The organism is Janthinobacterium algoris (assembly GCF_051380935.1).
Taxonomy (GTDB): Bacteria; Pseudomonadota; Gammaproteobacteria; order Burkholderiales; family Burkholderiaceae_D; genus Janthinobacterium.
The window spans coordinates 233,399-248,886 of record NZ_JBNYXZ010000005.1; the positions used below are offsets into that span (position 1 = coordinate 233,399).

Sequence of the window (15,488 nt, forward strand, 5' to 3'; positions counted from 1 at the left end):
ACAAGACATCATCATGAGCCAACAACTGCAAAACATCATCGACCTGGCCTGGGAAAACCGCGCCGAGATCAATCCAGGCAACGGCACTGCCGAACTGCGCGACGCCGTGTCCCACGTCATCAATGGCCTGGACAACGGCAGCATCCGCGTGGCGGAAAAGACCACGGGCGACTGGGTTGTCAACCAGTGGGTCAAGAAAGCCGTGCTGCTGTCGTTCCGCCTGGAAAACAACGTCGTCATGCCGTCGGACGGCACGATGCAGTTCTACGACAAGGTGCCGACCAAGTTCGCCGACTACACGCCGGAAGACTTCGCCAAAGGCGGTTTCCGCGTAGTGCCGCCAGCCGTTGCCCGCCGCGGCAGCTTCATCGCCAAAAACGTCGTGCTGATGCCGTCCTACGTCAACATCGGCGCCTATGTCGATGAAGGCGCCATGGTCGACACCTGGGCCACCGTCGGCTCCTGCGCCCAGATCGGCAAGAACGTCCACCTGTCCGGCGGCGTCGGCATCGGCGGCGTGCTGGAACCAATGCAAGCGAACCCGACCATCATCGAAGACAATTGCTTCATCGGCGCCCGTTCGGAAATCGTCGAAGGCGTGATCGTCGAAGAAAACTCGGTCATCTCGATGGGCGTGTACATCGGCCAGTCGACCAAAATCTACGACCGCGCCACGGGCGAAGTGACGTATGGCCGCGTGCCAGCCGGTTCCGTCGTGGTCTCGGGCAACCTGCCATCGGAAGACGGCAAGTACTCGCTGTACTGCGCCGTCATCGTCAAGCGCGTGGATGCAAAAACCCGCGCAAAAACGGGCATTAACGAACTCCTGCGCGGCATTTGATCACTGCACCGTGAAGCATCAGTAAGACCTGAATGTCCCGCCCCGGCGGGACATTTTCATTTCCGGCCAGCAACTTCAATCGTCCCGCTGCCCTCTCCCATCCTGTCCTATACTGGATGGCATGCATACTCCTCCCGTATTGATCGTCGGCGCCGGTCCTACCGGCCTCATGCTTGCCTTGCGCCTGGCGCGCCATGGCGTCGATTGCCGCATCATCGATAGGAACAGTGGCCCCGGGCAGGCCTCGCGGGCCATGGCCGTGCATGCGCGCACCTTGGAGTTTTACCAGCAGCTGGGCTTTGCCGACGAACTGGTGCACCTGGGCATCAAGATCAATGCCGTGCACATCCACGAAGGGGGTGAGGAACTGGTGAAACTGGCGCTGGGCGAGATCGGCGAAGGCCTGAGCCCCTACCCTTTCGTGCTGAGCCTGCCGCAGGACGAGCATGAACGCTTTCTTATCAGCAAGCTGGCAGCAGCCGGCGTGCACGTGGAATGGAATGTCGCGCTGGATCTGTGGACGCAGGACGATAGCGAAGTACAAGCCATCTTGTTCAAAGAGGGCGAACGCCAATATTGCACGTTTGACTATATCTGCGGCTGCGACGGCGCCCGCAGCAAGGTCCGCGACATCGCCGGTTTCGAGTTCTCCGGCGGCACCTACGACCACCTGTACTACGTGGCCGATGCGCAAGTGGCCGGCAACAATATGGATTTGCACGCCCACCTGGGCGCGAATTCGTTTGCACTGATGCTGCCCGTGCGCACCAGCGGCATACAACGCCTGATCGGCATCCTGCCCGACCGCCCCGACGGCGTGCCTGCGCCTGTGTTCGACGATGTGCGCGAACAGGTGCAAGCCTTGCTGGGCATTCAAGTTGACCACGTGAACTGGTTTTCCACGTATAAAGTGCATCACCGGGTGGCGGCGCAGTTTCGCGCACGGCGCTGCTTCATCCTCGGCGATGCGGCCCACCTGCACAGCCCCGTGGGCGGCCAGGGCATGAACACGGGTCTGGGCGACGCCGTCAACCTGGCCTGGAAACTGGCGCAGAAGCTGCACGGCCAGAGCAACGACGCCCTGCTCGACACCTATGAAAGCGAGCGCATCGTGTTTGCCCGCAAGCTCGTCGCCACCACCGACCGCGCCTTCCAGGCCATCGTCGCGCAGGGAATCGCCGGGCAATTCCTGCGGCGCTGGCTGGTGCCGCATGCGCTGCCCTTCCTGTCAGGGTTCGGGCGGGCGCGCCGTTTGCTGTTCCAGACCGTGTCGCAAATCCAGATCAGCTATGAAGACAGCGCCCTCTCCGCCGGTCACGCGCAATACCTGCGCGGCGGCGACCGCCTGCCGTGGTTCTCGGACGGCACGCAAGACAATTTCACGGCCTTGCGCGGCATGGATTGGCAATTGCACATCTATGGCGAACCGGCGCCCGAACTGCTCAACGAGGCGCGCGTGCTGAAGCTGCCCGTGCATTGCTACACTTACAACGTGGCCGCCAAGCTGGCCGGCCTGGGCCGCGACGCGGCCTACCTCGTGCGCCCCGACGGCCATATCGCGCTGGCCCTGCACCTGCAGGAAAGCGGCGCCCTGCGCGCCCTGGCTCTGCGCCTGGGCCTGCATTTTGGTCCGGCAGAGATGGGCAAGGCCGCGCCACGGCCCGTTTAAGGAAATCACGGGGTCGTGTTGCAGCGCCGCATCGGCTGCGCATCAACTGTATAATGGCGGCTAACATCGCATTTTGCTCTGGCGCAAGCGCCGCGATCAAGCGAACCGCATTCATTCCCCTTAGCCCTACCCATGACGACGATTACACTCTACGGTATCCCCAATTGCGATACCGTCAAAAAGGCCCGCACCTGGCTGGCCGCGCAGCAACGCGATTTCACCTTCCACGACTTCAAGAAACAGGGCCTGGAACGCGCCACCGTGGAAGCGTGGCTGCAGCAGCTGCCATGGGATGTACTGGTCAACAAGAAAGGCACGACCTGGCGCGCCCTGTCCGACGAGCGCAAAGCATCGATTACCGATGCGGCCAGCGCCGTGGAACTGATGCTGGAAAATCCCTCCATCATCAAGCGCCCCGTGCTGGACAAGGATGGAAAGTTCAGCGTGGCGTTTTCGGATGCGCAGTACCAGACCCTTTTCTCGCTGTAACCCTCTAGTTGACCACCGGAACGATGATACCGGCACGACCTTACCCATGACCACCGCCAAAACCCTCGCCCTGACCGAAAAACTGATCGCCTTGTCCTCGGTCACGCCCGACGACAAGGGCTGCCAGCAGCACCTGATCGACATCCTGACGCCCCTGGGCTTTGTCTGCGAGACGATACAGTCGAACGACGTCACCAACCTGTGGGCGCGGCGCGGCACCACGTCGCCCGTATTCGTCTTTGCCGGCCATACGGACGTGGTGCCCACCGGTCCCGTCGAGCAATGGCGCTCGCAGCCGTTCATCCCCACCCAGCGCGACGGCAAGCTGTACGGCCGTGGCGCGGCCGACATGAAGACCTCGATCGCCGCCATGGTGGTGGCTTGCGAGGAATTCATCGCCGCTACGCCCGAGCACTCAGGCTCGATCGCCTTCCTGATTACCAGCGACGAGGAAGGCCCGGCCACGGACGGCACCGTCATCGTCTGCGACAAATTGAAGGCGCGGGGCGAGCAGATCGATTATTGCCTGGTGGGCGAGCCGACCTCGAGCGCGCAACTGGGCGACATGATCAAGAACGGGCGCCGCGGTTCGCTGTCGGGCCGATTGACGATCAAGGGCGTGCAAGGCCATATCGCCTACCCGCACCTGGCGACAAACCCGATTCACGAAGCGGCGCAGGCGCTGGCCGACCTGGTCGAGGAAAAATGGGATGCCGGCAACGAGTATTACCTGCCGACGTCGTGGCAAATGTCCAACATCAACGCGGGCACGGGCGCCAACAACGTCATTCCGGGCGACATGGTGATCGATTTCAATTTCCGCTTTTCCACGGCCAGCACGGCGGAAAACCTGCGGGAGCGCGTGCACGCCATCCTCGACAGGCATGACTTGCAATATGATTTGCAGTGGACCCTGAGCGGCCTGCCCTTCCTCACGCCACGCGGCACCCTCTCCGATGCGCTGTCCGCCGCCATCCTGGAAGAAACGGGCCTCACGACGCAGTTGTCGACCACGGGCGGCACCTCGGATGGCCGGTTTATCGCGCAGATCTGCCCCCAAGTGATAGAATTCGGGCCGCCCAATGCCAGTATTCACAAGATCGACGAACACATCGAACTGCGCCACATCGATCCCCTGAAGAATATTTACCGGCGCACGCTGGAGCATTTGCTGCCCGTCTGAACCAGAATACCGAGGCCCGTCACGGCGGGCCAGAACACCGTCTTTTCGAGAATGCCATGACCCCGAACCCGTTTTCCACGCCACGCGACCTGCTGCGCTACGCCGTTACCCGTTTTAATACCGCCAAGCTGTTTTTCGGCCACGGCAGCGCCGAAGCGTTCGACGAAGCGGCCTATCTGATCCTGCACACCTTGAAGTTGCCGCTCGACAAGCTCGAACCTTTCCTCGACGCCAAATTGCTGCCGTCGGAAGTGGCCAGCGTGATGACGGTCATCGACCGCCGCAGCATCGACCGCGTGCCGGCCGCCTACATCACCAAGGAAGGCTGGCTGGGCACGTACAATTTCTATGTGGACGAGCGCGTGATCGTGCCCCGCTCCTTCATCGCCGAGCTGATCCCTGAATACTTTTCGCCATGGGTGGCGGAACCGGAAGCCGTGGAAAACATCCTGGAACTGTGCACCGGTTCGGGCTGCCTGGCTATCATGATGGCCGACGCTTTCCCGAACGCCACAGTGGACGCGGTGGACATATCCGCCGACGCGCTGGCCGTGGCCAAGCGCAACGTCGACACCTATAAATTGCAGGACCGCGTCAACTTGATCGAATCGGACTTGTACACCAAGGTGCCGGTCAAGAAATACGACTTGATCATCAGCAACCCGCCGTACGTGAATTCCGCGTCGATGGGCGCCCTGCCCCAGGAATACCTGGCCGAACCGCAAATCGCCCTCGACGGCGGCAGCGACGGCATGGACCTGGTGCGCAAGATCATCGCCGGCGCGGCCGAACGCCTGACGGACGATGGCATCCTGATGATTGAAATCGGCAACGAACGCGCATACGCGGAAGCGGCTTTCGGCGAACTGGGCCTGACCTGGCTGACGACGAGCGCCGGCGACGACATGGTATTCCTGCTGACGGCCGAGCAGCTGAAGCTGGCATAAGCGCTGGCGTAAGCGGCGCAGCGCCTTAATTTACAACACAAAGAAAAAAATGATACGTTTCCTACAAGTAAGCCTGATGCGCGGCATCAAACCGTTGCTCGAACAAGTCGATGTCACGCTCAACCCGGGCGACAAAATCGGCCTGATCGGCGCCAATGGCGCGGGCAAATCGAGCCTGTTCGCCATGATGCGTGGCGAATTGCACCCTGACCAGGGTGAGATCGATTTCCCGGCCAAGTGGCGCGTGGCTTACGTGGCGCAGGAAACGCCGCCGCTGGACCGTGCCGCGCTCGACTACGCCATCGACGGCGACGCCACCTTGCGCAAACTGGAAGCTGAGCTGGCGCATCTCGAGTCGCAACCGGAAAGCACGGAAAACGGCATCGCCATCGGCAACATGTACAGCGCGCTGGCCGATGCCGACGCCTACACGGTGCAGTCGCGCGGCGAGCAATTGCTGCTGGGCCTGGGCTTCACCCTGGACCAGATGCAGCAACCGGTGGCCAGCTTCTCCGGCGGCTGGCGCATGCGTTTGAACCTGGCGCAAGCGCTGATGTGCCCGTCCGACCTGCTGCTGCTCGATGAGCCGACCAATCACTTGGATCTGGACGCCATCATCTGGCTGGAAGACTGGCTGAAACGCTACGCTGGCACCTTGCTGATCATTTCCCATGACCGCGACTTCCTCGATGAAGTAGTCAACGTCGTCGTGCATATCGACGAGCGCAAGCTGAAGCGCTACTCGGGCAACTACTCGAGCTTCGAGCGCCAACGCGCGGCGCAGATGATCCTGGCTGCCGGCGCGCTGGAAAAGCAACAACGCAAGCGTGCCCATCTGGAATCGTTCGTCAACCGCTTCAAGGCGCAAGCGTCGAAAGCCCGTCAGGCGCAAAGCCGCATGAAGGCACTGGCGAAGATGGAAGAACTGGCGCCCTTGCGCGCCGCCGCCGAATTCTCGTTCGAATTCCGCGAGCCTTTGAGCGCGCCGAATCCACTGATGGTGATGGAAGACGTCGATGCTGGCTACAAGATCGAAAACGAAGCCACGGGCGAAATCACCCACAAGACCATCGTCAACGGCATCAAGTTTTCGCTGCAGATCGGCCAGCGCATCGGCTTGCTGGGCCAGAACGGCGCCGGCAAGTCGACCCTGATCAAGACCATCGCCGGCGAATTGATGCCTTTGAGCGGCGACGCCACCATGGGCAAGGGCCTCAACATCGGCTACTTCGCCCAGCACCAGGTGGAAATGCTGCGCCATGACGAATCGCCGCTGTGGCATCTGGCCAAGATCGCCCCGACCGTGCGCGAGCAGGAACTGCGCAACTTCCTGGGCGGTTTCAACTTCCCCGGCAACATGGTCACCGCCTCGATCGCACCATTCTCGGGCGGCGAAAAAGCCCGTTTGGCACTGGCACTGATTGTCTGGCAGCGTCCGAACTTGCTGCTGCTCGATGAACCGACCAACCATCTGGATCTGGAAACGCGCGAAGCGCTGACGGAAGCGCTGGCCCAGTTCGAAGGCACGCTGGTCGTCGTGTCCCATGATCGCCATTTGCTGCGCGCCACCACCGATGAATTCATCATCGTTGCCGACGGCAAGCTGCAACCGTTCGACGGCGACCTGGACGACTACAAGGATTGGCTGTTCAAGACCAAGCTGGGCAAAGGCACGGATGTGCTGCCGGCAGCCGGCAAGGCCAACAAGACGGACTTCCCCGTGACTTCTTCCGTCCCTTCGCCGATAGCCCCCACCGCCCCTGCCGCGCCCGTGCGCGACAAGCGCCAGGAAGCGGAAGACCGCCAGAAGGCGGCCGCCTTGCGCAAGCCGATCGAAAACAAGATCAAGCGCCAGGAAGAGCAGATTGCCAAGCGCAATGCGCAAAAGGCGGAAACGGAAGCCAAGCTGGGCGAACCGACCATTTACGACGCGGCCAACAAGGCCAAGCTGAAGCAATTGCTGGCTGACCAGACCTTCTTCACCAAGGACCTGGCGCAACTGGAAGCGGAATGGCTCGATTTGCAGGATCAGTTAGAGAAACTCGGCTAACGCAAAACACAAAGACGACTTCCGGGTCGTCTTTTTTTTAAGCCGCCTGCATGGGGCTGGGGCTGCGGATCGCCATCAGGCGGTCGATATCGACGAGGATCAGCCGGCGCCCCGCCAGCGTGCCCAGGCCCAGCAGATAATCGGCTTCTGCCTCGCCCAGGCCGGGCACGGCGGCGATGTCGGTGGGCGCCAGGCTGACGATATCGGTGACGCCATCGACCACCATGCCCATCACGCCATTGCTCAGCTGCAGGATGATCACGTCGGTGGACGGGTCGGGCGCGCCCCGGGCGCTGCCGAACGCGGCGCGCATGTCGACGATGGGGATGATCACGCCACGCGAGATAGCCACGCTGTGCAGCACTTCCCCTTCCGAGGAAAAGCGGTCGAGTTCCTTCAGCGGGCGCAATTCCCGCACACAGCGGTAATCGAGGCCATATTCCAGGCCGCCCAGCCGGAAGCTTAAATACTGCGTCAAGTATGTGCTATGTTCCGCCGTTGCTGCGGCGCCAGGCGTCGTCGTGGGCTGCATGATGTTCCTTTCATCCGGTAAGCGCTGCCAGGATGCGCAGTGGCGCAACGTTGGCCCCATGCTAACCAGCATCGCCGCAGGCGGCGTTGAGAAACATCAACTTTCCAGGGAGACATCAATGGATGCGGCCTCGGCCTTGCGCCGGCGCAGCCATCTTCCCTTACAATACGGGCATCGTTTCCCCACAGGCAGGCCATGCAACACCTCGTCAATCCCGCTGAAGTTGAATTCTCCGCCATCCGCGCCCAGGGCCCCGGCGGGCAGAACGTCAACAAGGTCTCCAGCGCCATCCATTTGCGCTTTCCCATCGCCGCCTCGTCGTTGCCGGAAGCGTACAAGGAACGGCTGCTGGCCTTGCGCGACAGCCGCATCAGCAAGGATGGCGTGCTGGTGCTCAAGGCGCAGCAATCGCGCAGCCAGGAACAGAACAAGGAAGAAGCCTTGCGCCGCTTGCAGGAAATCATCGACAGCGTAACCTTCCTGCCCGCCGTACGGCGCGCCACCAAGCCCACGCGCAGCTCGCAGCGGCGCCGCCTCGACAGCAAGAGCACGCACAGCGTCCTCAAACAGTCTCGCGGCAAGGTCACCGACTGATCAAGGTGGTGGCTGGTAGACCCAGTCCAGGCTGCCACTGCTGTCCGCAAACACGGGCTGCGTGGCTGGCGTGGCGCTGCGCAACAGCGCCTTGATCTCTTTCGGCGGCCGGTCGTAGACCTTGGCCGGTCCGGGTGGCACGACCATCGTGCGCACCGCCGTTTCGCCGTCGACCAGGCCCAGGCTGCAGCGCGACTGGCCGGCCGTCGCTTGCCGCTGCTGGCGCACCTGGGCCACCAGTGCCAGCATTTGCGCCTGCAGGATTTCCGACTGTTTCACCTCCACGCGCAGGCGCGCCACTTCCTTCAGCACGGGGGCGATGCGCGCGGCCAACTTGTCGTACTGCAGCTGCTGCGCCGGCTGCAGCTGCAATTCGCCGCGCCGCAGCTGGCCCGCCAGCGTCAGATAATTGCGCACCTCGGGCAATTGCGCAATGGCATCCATTTCCTGCTGGCGCTTGTGCTGCGCCTGCTGGTACTGCGCCGCCTTCTCCATGCTTTCCGCAATTCTCTGCTCCAGCGCGCTCAAATCGGGTACCAGCGGGAACAGCAGCATCTCCACTTGCTTTCGCGGACCGGCGCTGCCGATGCGAATGGTGCGTGCCGCCACGGCGCAGCCTTCGGCCAGCTCGATGACGGCCTCGTCGGCGATGATCTCGCAATTGCTGGCATGGTCGATCACCACGCGCGTGCCGGCGATAACGCAGCTTTCGGCGCGCTTCAAATGTATTTCACCGCTCAGCGCCTGCAGCACGGAACCGGAAGCCACACCCTCGACGCGCACGTCGCCATGCTCGTTGAAGGCCGTCCCCCCCACCAGGTTGCGCTGTAGCCATATCAAGCCGCCATGCGAGTGCAGATGGCCATACACGTCGCCATGGATGGTGATGTCGCTGCCGTCGAGCTGGCGCTGCTCCTGCACTTCGCCATATTCCTCATACGCGGCGCGCAGCTTCAGGTTGCCCGTGGTACGGCTGCTGACGCCTTCGCGGCTGACGATCTTGTTTTCGATGGAAATCTTGCCGTGTTCATCGACATTCACATAGCCATCCTGGGTGGCCACGACGTAATCGCCATCGTTGAAGCGCTCGACCGCCGTGCCGGCGCCTGCCACCGCCACCGGGTCCAGTTCCAGCGGCGCGGGCGGCGGCAGCAGTGTGCCGGCCAGATCGTAGCCGGGCAAGCCGGGCGCACCGGGCAGCAGCCGCAGCAGGCGCGCGTGTTTTTTCACTTGCGGAAAACGGTTCTTGAAACTGAGCAAATCGAGGCGGCCGTCGGAGCGTTCGCGCGGCGCGTCGTCGCGGTGGATGCCATGCGACACTTCAACCAGCTGGGCGTCGCGCCCCGGCTGCGGCGGCAGTGCGCGCGCCACCGTGATGCGCTCGGCCTTGCCGCTACCGAGAATGGACCGCACGGCCGCGCCATCGATTCCATAGCGCACGCCCTTGCACCACAAGTCGGCCACCAGCTCGTCAAACTCGCGGCGGGCCGGCACCTGGCCATCCGCGCCAGGCGACAAGGCTTCAAAGTAAAACTCGGCGCTGTCGCCGCGGATCTTGACTTGTTTATACAGCGCGCGGCGCTGGGGCGGGAATGGCGCCACGCGGGCGGCGATGCGCAGCAAGGCATCGCCCTTGGGCGCGGCGCGGGGCGCGGGGGCATGGAACAGGGTCAGCAGGAACAAAGCGTAATCGAGGCCGGCCAGGAGCTGCCCCGACTGGAATAGCTGGTCGACGGCGGCGCGCAACTGGGCCGGCGCCAGCGACAGGTCCAGCCACACGCCTTCACCGCGCTGGACCAGGCCGTGCGGCAAGCTACCTGCGGGGGCCGCATCAGGAACGGGCGTGTCGTCGTCGCTCACCACTTGCCTCCCCCAGCAACACATTCAGAGAATTGCCTCAGTTCACTAGCACAATATCACGGGGCGTGGCGGCGTGCCTGACTGAGCATAAATGAGCAAAAAAGCGGGTTGCCAGATGTAAACAGGGCCATGTCTTGCGAGATGGCCCTGTCGGATGGGGTGTGGAATGCCTAGCGGCGCGGGGGATTCGAGTAAATATCCTGACCCACTTCGTTGATCTGGCGGCGCAGGTCGCGGCGCTCGTCGGGCGTCATGCGGCCCGTGCGGCGCGAGGCCTCGGCGCCCTCGTTGGCGCGGCGCTGCTCTTCGGCGCGCGTGTCGAAACTGCGCGCATCACGCTGTTCGCGCAGTCGCGTATCATTGCTATTGCTATTGCTGCGCTGTACCTGTTCATAGCGCTGGGCCTGCACTTGCTGCTGGTCGTCACGGCGTGGTGGCGGCTGGTTTTGCGCTGACGCCAGGCTGGCGGCAAACACGGAACAAACGATAAATGCGGACAGCACAGTCGTACGTGCGGCCGTACGTGCAGCCATACAAGCGTTAATAGCTGCGCTGGGAGCGGCTTGAATTTTTTTTGTAAAGATATTCATTGAGTTCCTCTTCCGCGATGCCGTATAAACTTAAAGCTGATTTCCACTGTGGCCCCAGTGTATGATGCTTTACACGGTGCAGTAAGAGTAATTGGGTAAAGTTTGTAACACTTTGTAATGGGTCGCCACAGCCCCTTGCCGACGCCGCGCGAGGCGTTACTATAGCAACTAATATAAGATAACACGACACCCCAAATGACCACAACCTCCACTTCCGGCAGCACGACGCCAACGCAATCGATCCACGGCCACCAGGCAAAAATCATGGTGGTCGATGACGATGTGCGCCTGCGCGACCTGCTGCGCCGCTACCTGACTGAACAGGGTTTCAATGTCTTCACGGCAGAGAGCGCGACGGCCATGAACAAACTGTGGCTGCGCGAACGCTACGACTTGCTGGTGCTCGATTTGATGCTGCCCGGCGAAGACGGCCTGTCGATCTGCCGCCGCCTGCGCGGCGCGGGTGACCAGACACCGATCATCATGCTGACGGCCAAGGGCGAAGACGTGGACCGCATCGTGGGCCTGGAAATGGGCGCCGACGACTACCTGCCGAAACCGTTCAATCCGCGCGAATTGGTGGCCCGCATCGGCGCCGTGCTGCGCCGCAAGGGTCCCGATGAAATTCCGGGCGCGCCGTCGGAAACGCCGCAAACCTTCGAATTCGGCGACTTCGTGCTGGACCTGGGCACGCGCACCCTGAAAAAGAATGGCGAAACGGTGCCCCTGACAACAGGTGAGTTTTCCGTGTTGAAAGTGTTTGCCCGCCATGCGCGCCAGCCGCTGTCGCGCGAGAAACTGATGGAACTGGCGCGTGGCCGCGAATACGAAGTATTCGACCGCAGCCTGGACGTGCAAATCTCGCGCCTGCGCAAGCTGATCGAACCCGATCCGTCGAGCCCGCTGTTCATCCAGACCGTGTGGGGCCTGGGCTACGTCTTCATCCCGGACGGACAGCCGCGCTGATCGCAGGCAAGGCATGATGAAGCTTGTTCCCGATATCAGCCTGGCGCGGCTGAAAAGCGGCCTCTTCTGGCGCACCTTTTTGCTGCTCGGCACCTTGACCACGGTCAGCATGATCACCTGGATCGGCATGATTTCCGTCATCCAGCGCGAGCCGCAGGCGCAGCAGATTTCCGCCCAGATCATTTCCGTCGTCACCATCACGCATGCGGCACTGACGCACTCGGCACCCGAGCTGCGGCGCGAGCTGCTGTTCGACCTCGTCAGCAATGAAGGCATCCGCATCTTCTCGCTGGAAGAGGACGACCGCATCGAGCCGCCGCCCGACAATTACCTGATGCCCGAGATCGAGGCGCAGGTGAAAGCCAAGCTGGGCAAGGACACGCGCTTTTCCGCGCGCGTCAACGGCGTGGCCGGTTTCTGGGTCAGCTTCAAGATCGATGACGATGAATACTGGCTGATGCTGGACCGCGAGCGCCTGCGCGGCCTGACGGGCTTTCAGTGGCTGGGCTGGGCCAGCCTGGTATCCCTGCTATCGCTGCTGGGCGCAGCCATCATTTCCAGCCTGATCAATTTACCGCTGTCGCGTTTGACGGCGGCAGCGCGCGACATCGCCAAGGGCAAGCAGCCGGCGCTGCTGCCGGAAAAAGGCCCGATCGAAATCATCGAGGCGAACCGCAGCTTCAACCAGATGGTCGATGATTTGAAGCAGGTGGAATCGGACCGCGCCGTGATTTTGGCCGGCATTTCGCACGACTTGCGCACGCCGCTGGCGCGCATGCTGCTGGAAGTGGAAATGGCGAACCTGTCGGACGAGGCGCGTGTAGGCATCCAGTCCGATATCGGGCAAATGGACGCCATCATCGGCCAGTTCCTCGACTATGCCAAGCCGACGGAAGCGTCGAGCTTTACCGATGTCGACCTGAGCGGCTTGCTCAGCGACATGACGCGCGAGGCGATGCGCCTGCCGGACCTGAAGATCAATGCCAGCATCGCCGAAGGCGCGCATGCGATGGGCAATCCCACCGACTTGCGCCGCGTGCTGAACAACCTGATCGAGAATGCGCGCCGCTATGGCAAGACGCCGGGCAGCGACGTAACGGAAATCGATATCGCCTGCCAGGTGCGCACCAGCCACGGCATGAAAAAGGTGATTATCGAGGTGCAAGACCATGGCACCGGCGTGCCGGCGGAAAAGATCGAGCAACTGCTGAAACCGTTCACCCGCCTCGACACGGCGCGCGGGCAAGCAAATGGCGCCGGGCTGGGCCTGGCCATCGTCGACCGCGTGCTGCTGCGCCATGGCGCTGACTTACAAGTGCGTAACCGCGAAGGCGGCGGCCTGGCGTTTCAGATCAGCTTGCCAGCGGTGTAAGCGAAGGGGCACGGCACGGCCATGCCGTGCCCTGCTTTCAGGCGGACGCCCGCTCCGGCGCCAGCAATTTATTCATCAACAATTCCGTCGCCCCGTAGCCGTACAGCGAATCGCTTTCCATGCCCGGCGTATCGAAGGGAATCGATTCCTCACGGTTCAGCTTGGCAGGGTCGGCATCCGCATAGCTGGCGCGCCAGGCGCGTTGCAAGGATTCATTGCGGCGGATAAAGGCCGGCATGGGCCAGGCATCGCGCTCCCAGTGGCCGCTGTCGCCCAGCAGAGGCCAGCGCTCGTTGAGCAAGGCCATGTCGCCCGTACGCAGTCGGCGCACGGCCTGTTCCGGCCGCAAGCCTTCCAGTTCTTCGAGGCTCGGCAAAGTATCGCGCTTCGGGCCGAACATATATGCCAGCATGATGCGCCCGGCAGGCGCCCTGCGCGCCACCACGCCGACGGCATAGCCGCCGCCCGGCAGGGGCACGGCAAACCAGCTGCCTTCTCGGTATGGTAATGATCTCATCGTTGCAAACTCCCCCAAAATCGTGTTCGGGGCACAGTCTACGCGATGCAAGGCGAAAGTGGCGCATGGTACGCCACAGCAACAAACCAATAGTTACACTATTTTCTCGTCATAGTGATACTGGGCAACAATCGGCCCCGCCTTGAACAGCGCTTCTTTCATGGCCGTGTCCAGGCGCGCGTCGCGGCGGCGCATCCATTCGAGCAGCATGGCCGCTTCCTTGCGGCTGGTGTCGCCTGCATGCGCGAGCACGCGGCGCAGTTCCGGGTCCGTGCATGCTTCGAAACGCTGGCTGTTCAAGTCCAGCGCCTGCAGTGCAGCGATGGTTGCGCCGATGGCGCGGTGCATGTCGAGTGCCGTGGCCGGCAAGCCTGATTCTTCCAGTGGGACGGTGGTCATGCGCATTCCTTTTCGCGTGGTGGTGACATCGGCTGCATTCTCCACCGTGCGGGCAAAAAGCTCAAGCGTCCACGACACGTTTCCACCCATTCGGCCATAATCATGGCTCAGCAACAGCCTAAACCTCAGCGGCAGGAGCCCCATGTTCAATTTCGACTTTTACAATCCGACGCAAATCCTCTTCGGCCAGGGCCAGATCGCCGCCATCGCCGGCCTGATCCCGCCGCAGGCGCGGGTCCTGATGACCTATGGCGGCGGCAGCATCAAGCAGAACGGCGTCTACGATGAAGTCAGGGCGGCGCTGGCTGGCCATACGGTGCTCGAATTTGCCGGCATCGAACCCAATCCCAGCTATGAAACCCTGATGCAGGCCGTGGCCCTCGTGAAAAGCGAGCGCATCGATTTCCTGCTGGCCGTCGGCGGCGGCTCCGTGGTCGATGGCACGAAGTTCATCGCCGCCGCCGCCCTGCACGAGGGCGAGGCGTGGGACATCCTGGCCAAAGGCGGCAAGATCGTCGAGGCCGCCCTGCCCTTCGGCACGGTCTTGACGTTACCGGCCACGGGTTCCGAAATGAATGGCTCGGCCGTGATCACGCGCAAGGCCACGCAGGAAAAGCGCTCGTTCATGAGCCGCAAGGTATATCCGAAGTTCTCCGTGCTGGACCCGTCGAAAACATTTACCTTGCCGCTGCGCCAGGTGGGCAATGGCGTCGTCGATGCGTTTGCGCATGTCATGGAGCAGTATCTGACCTACCCGGTGAATGCCTCGGTGCAAGACCGCTTCGCCGAAGGCATTCTGCTGACGCTGATTGAGGAAGGCCCGAAAGCCCTGTCGCACCCGGACGACTACGACGTGCGCGCCAACGTGATGTGGAGCGCCACCCTGGCCTTGAACGGCCTGATCGGCGTGGGCGTGCCGCAGGACTGGTCCACGCACGCCATCGGCCACGAATTGACGGCCCTGTATGAACTGGATCACGCGCAAACCCTGGCCATCATCCTGCCCAGCATGCTGCGCGTGCGCAAGCAGGCCAAGCGCGCCAAGCTGCTGCAATATGCGGCCCGCGTCTGGGGCCTCGATGGCGGCGACGAAGATGGCCGCATCGAGGCGGCCATCGCGCGCACGGAATTTTTCTTCCGCCACATGGGCGTCAAGACGCGTTTGGCCGACTACGGCTTGAACCATGCCAGCGTGGATGCCGTCGTGTCCGCCCTGGAAGCGCACGGCATGACGGCGCTGGGCGAACAGCGCGACATCACGCCCGCCGTCAGCCGCAAGGTGCTGGAACTGAGCCTGTAGCTTAGTTTATAGAATCTGCCACACTGTTGTAAAACGGTCAGCCAGCGGGACAGCTGGCCGTGCTTCATGCTAAGCTGTCATTTCGCTAGGGGTCCTGGAGCAGTCATCCGGGTGAGAGATACCCTTCGTACCTGATCTGGATAATGCCAGCGAAGGAAAGCGCAAAGTACCTCCCTCCT

General features: G+C 62.4%; 15 protein-coding genes and 1 riboswitch. Of the genes, 10 read left to right on the forward strand and 5 right to left on the reverse strand.

Annotation, left to right across the window (positions count from 1 at the left end; translation table 11 throughout):
• The first annotated feature begins 13 nt into the window (after window positions 1–13).
• The 6 genes from dapD to ACQ4W7_RS09845 all read left to right on the forward strand — a co-directional run bounded on the left by dapD (window position 14) and on the right by ACQ4W7_RS09845 (window position 7,179).
• Complete coding sequence (gene dapD / locus ACQ4W7_RS09820; protein WP_426070545.1) at window positions 14–841, forward strand: 2,3,4,5-tetrahydropyridine-2,6-dicarboxylate N-succinyltransferase; 828 nt, start codon at window positions 14–16, stop codon at window positions 839–841.
• Between the two features lie 121 nt (window positions 842–962).
• Window positions 963–2,510, forward strand: a complete 1,548-nt coding sequence (locus ACQ4W7_RS09825; protein ID WP_436530110.1) for an FAD-dependent oxidoreductase — start codon at window positions 963–965, stop codon at window positions 2,508–2,510.
• 132 nt (window positions 2,511–2,642) lie between these two features.
• Window positions 2,643–2,999 carry an ArsC family reductase gene (locus ACQ4W7_RS09830; protein WP_436530112.1) on the forward strand — a complete coding sequence of 119 codons (357 nt, stop codon included), beginning with the start codon at window positions 2,643–2,645 and terminating at the stop codon, window positions 2,997–2,999.
• Between the two features lie 46 nt (window positions 3,000–3,045).
• Complete coding sequence (gene dapE / locus ACQ4W7_RS09835; RefSeq protein ID WP_426070548.1) at window positions 3,046–4,182, forward strand: succinyl-diaminopimelate desuccinylase; 1,137 nt, start codon at window positions 3,046–3,048, stop codon at window positions 4,180–4,182.
• A 56-nt stretch (window positions 4,183–4,238) separates the two neighbouring features.
• Window positions 4,239–5,129 (forward strand): 50S ribosomal protein L3 N(5)-glutamine methyltransferase, encoded by an 891-nt coding sequence (prmB, locus tag ACQ4W7_RS09840; RefSeq protein WP_426070549.1) that lies wholly within the window; start codon window positions 4,239–4,241, stop codon window positions 5,127–5,129.
• Window positions 5,130–5,178: 49 nt separating this feature from the next.
• Window positions 5,179–7,179 (forward strand): ATP-binding cassette domain-containing protein, encoded by a 2,001-nt coding sequence (locus tag ACQ4W7_RS09845; protein ID WP_436530115.1) that lies wholly within the window; start codon window positions 5,179–5,181, stop codon window positions 7,177–7,179.
• Between the two features lie 37 nt (window positions 7,180–7,216).
• Here the strand turns inward: ACQ4W7_RS09845 and ACQ4W7_RS09850 are convergent, their stop codons facing one another.
• A complete protein-coding gene (locus tag ACQ4W7_RS09850) occupies window positions 7,217–7,711 on the reverse strand; it encodes a chemotaxis protein CheW (protein WP_426070551.1) in 495 nt (164 codons plus the stop codon).
• A 195-nt stretch (window positions 7,712–7,906) separates the two neighbouring features.
• Here ACQ4W7_RS09850 and arfB point away from each other — a divergent pair, with 195 nt between their 5' ends.
• Window positions 7,907–8,305, forward strand: coding sequence for an alternative ribosome rescue aminoacyl-tRNA hydrolase ArfB (gene arfB / locus ACQ4W7_RS09855; RefSeq protein WP_034749850.1), 399 nt, complete (start codon window positions 7,907–7,909; stop codon window positions 8,303–8,305).
• Here arfB and ACQ4W7_RS09860 read toward each other — a convergent pair whose 3' ends face one another.
• Together ACQ4W7_RS09860 and ACQ4W7_RS09865 are read right to left on the reverse strand one after the other, a co-directional pair.
• On the reverse strand, window positions 8,306–10,165 hold the full coding sequence (locus tag ACQ4W7_RS09860) for a flagellar assembly protein A (RefSeq protein ID WP_436530117.1): 1,860 nt from the start codon (window positions 10,163–10,165) through the stop codon (window positions 8,306–8,308).
• Window positions 10,166–10,335: 170 nt separating this feature from the next.
• A complete protein-coding gene (locus ACQ4W7_RS09865; protein ID WP_436530119.1) occupies window positions 10,336–10,698 on the reverse strand; it encodes a hypothetical protein in 363 nt (120 codons plus the stop codon).
• A gap of 321 nt (window positions 10,699–11,019) precedes the next feature.
• Between ACQ4W7_RS09865 and ompR the strand changes: the two genes are divergently transcribed.
• Together ompR and ACQ4W7_RS09875 are read left to right on the forward strand one after the other, a co-directional pair.
• Entirely contained in the window at window positions 11,020–11,721 is a 702-nt protein-coding gene (gene ompR / locus ACQ4W7_RS09870; RefSeq protein ID WP_223278807.1) for an osmolarity response regulator transcription factor OmpR, read from the forward strand.
• A gap of 13 nt (window positions 11,722–11,734) precedes the next feature.
• Entirely contained in the window at window positions 11,735–13,093 is a 1,359-nt protein-coding gene (locus ACQ4W7_RS09875; protein WP_426070554.1) for a sensor histidine kinase family protein, read from the forward strand.
• A 37-nt stretch (window positions 13,094–13,130) separates the two neighbouring features.
• On the opposite strand, the gene ACQ4W7_RS09880 is transcribed toward ACQ4W7_RS09875, so the two are convergent.
• Together ACQ4W7_RS09880 and ACQ4W7_RS09885 are read right to left on the reverse strand one after the other, a co-directional pair.
• Window positions 13,131–13,610 (reverse strand): Imm26 family immunity protein, encoded by a 480-nt coding sequence (locus ACQ4W7_RS09880; RefSeq protein ID WP_426070555.1) that lies wholly within the window; start codon window positions 13,608–13,610, stop codon window positions 13,131–13,133.
• A 93-nt stretch (window positions 13,611–13,703) separates the two neighbouring features.
• Window positions 13,704–14,009 carry a ferritin family protein gene (locus tag ACQ4W7_RS09885; RefSeq protein ID WP_332859178.1) on the reverse strand — a complete coding sequence of 102 codons (306 nt, stop codon included), beginning with the start codon at window positions 14,007–14,009 and terminating at the stop codon, window positions 13,704–13,706.
• A gap of 142 nt (window positions 14,010–14,151) precedes the next feature.
• Between ACQ4W7_RS09885 and ACQ4W7_RS09890 the strand changes: the two genes are divergently transcribed.
• Complete coding sequence (locus tag ACQ4W7_RS09890) at window positions 14,152–15,309, forward strand: iron-containing alcohol dehydrogenase (protein ID WP_426070556.1); 1,158 nt, start codon at window positions 14,152–14,154, stop codon at window positions 15,307–15,309.
• Between the two features lie 77 nt (window positions 15,310–15,386).
• Window positions 15,387–15,484: riboswitch (TPP riboswitch) on the forward strand.
• The last annotated feature ends 4 nt before the right edge of the window (window positions 15,485–15,488 follow it).